The organism is Agrobacterium sp. ST15.13.013 (genome assembly GCF_027956525.1).
In the GTDB taxonomy this organism is placed as follows: Bacteria; Pseudomonadota; Alphaproteobacteria; order Rhizobiales; family Rhizobiaceae; genus Agrobacterium; species Agrobacterium salinitolerans.
On the sequence record NZ_JAQKGP010000084.1, the window covers coordinates 1 to 658 of the forward strand.

1 protein-coding gene is annotated in these 658 nt (G+C 61.9%); it reads left to right on the top strand.

Annotated elements, in window-relative coordinates; translation table 11 throughout:
- Positions 1-541, top strand: a 541-nt coding sequence (locus tag PL597_RS25970; RefSeq protein ID WP_271366653.1) for an ABC transporter permease, incomplete at its 5' end; no start/stop codon positions are given.
- Positions 542-658 lie beyond the last annotated feature (117 nt).

Sequence of the window (658 nt, forward strand, 5' to 3'; positions counted from 1 at the left end):
GTTCATCACCGGTCTGGCCATCGGCTGGTCGCAACGGATTGGCTACTGGGTGCATCCGGTGTTACGTCTGCTGGGGCCGGTGCCGTCCACCGCGCTGCTGCCGCTGTGCCTGTTTATTTTTCCCTCGAGCTTCGGCGCCAGCGTGTTTTTGATCGCGCTGAGCACCTGGTTCCCGGTCACGGTGCTGACCTGGTCCGGAGTGATGGGCATTGATAAGGCGTGGTACGACGTGGCGCGGACTCTCGGTGCCAGCCAGCGTTTCCTGATCCTGCGGGTGGCGATCCCCGCCGCGTTGCCGAACGTCTTTGTCGGCCTGTTTATGGGGCTCGGCGCGTCGTTTTCGGTGCTGATTGTCGCCGAAATGGTCGGGGTGAAGTCGGGGATCGGCTTTTACCTCCAGTGGGCCCAGGGCTGGGCGGCCTATCCGAATATGTATGCCGCGCTGCTGGTGATGGCCTTGTTATGCTCCGGCCTGATAAGCGGATTATTTATGCTGCGTGACCGGCTGCTGAGCTGGCAGCGAGGAGGGATGCAATGGTAACCGAGACGATAGCGCGCGGCGCGGCGGTATCCATCAGCCATCTTCATCATGCGTTTACGCTTGGCAAACAGACGGTACCGGTGCTGGAGAATATCAGCCTGCAGCTGCGCCCGGGGG